Genomic DNA, 644 nt, shown 5'->3' with positions numbered 1-644 from the left:
GCAATAATCGTCACGGCCATAACAATGGTCTCAGAGACCGGCATGAGTTTAAGGGTGCGTGGATGCACCGAGTGCCAGTCGATGGTGCCGACCGAGACCATGATCATGATTGCCACCAGCGCAGCCATCGGGATCATGCCAACGATGTCGCCCAGTGCCAGGACCAGGACCAGCAGGAACACACCGGCTAACAGGGTGGATAGGCGGGTACGTGCCCCGGATTCGCGGACGTTGATCATGGTTTGACCGATCATCGCGCAGCCACCCATGCCGCCGAAGAAACCGGAGGCAATATTAGCCACCCCCTGTCCCCAGGATTCGCGAGTTTTATCGGAATGAGTGTCGGTGATGTCATCGACGAGCTTGGCGGTCATCAACGATTCCATGAGACCGACCACGGCCATGGCCAGGGCATAAGGCGCGATGATCTGCAGGGTCTCCAACGTCCACGGCACGTTCGGAATAAACAGGGACGGTAAGGTCTCCGGCATCTTGCCCATGTCCGAGACCGTCGGGACAGTCAAACCGGCGGCAATGACCAAACCGGTGAGCACGATAATCGTGACCAGCGGGGCGGGGATCACACTGGTGAGCTTGGGGAAGAAAATCATGATCACCACACCCAAGCCGACGAGTGGGTAGAC

At 58.4% G+C, this 644-nt stretch carries 1 protein-coding gene; it reads right to left on the bottom strand.

Annotated features, from left to right (window positions below; translation table 11 throughout):
* Positions 1-644: SulP family inorganic anion transporter (locus MHY24_RS12015; protein WP_239230929.1), on the bottom strand; the 644-nt coding region annotated here is incomplete at both ends.

The sequence above is a fragment of the Corynebacterium sp. ACRPQ genome (genome assembly GCF_022347225.1).
Taxonomy (GTDB): domain Bacteria; phylum Actinomycetota; class Actinomycetes; order Mycobacteriales; family Mycobacteriaceae; genus Corynebacterium; species Corynebacterium tuberculostearicum_D.
The sequence above is the reverse complement of the archived record's forward strand: the minus strand, read 5'-3'. Positions and strand labels throughout refer to the sequence as shown.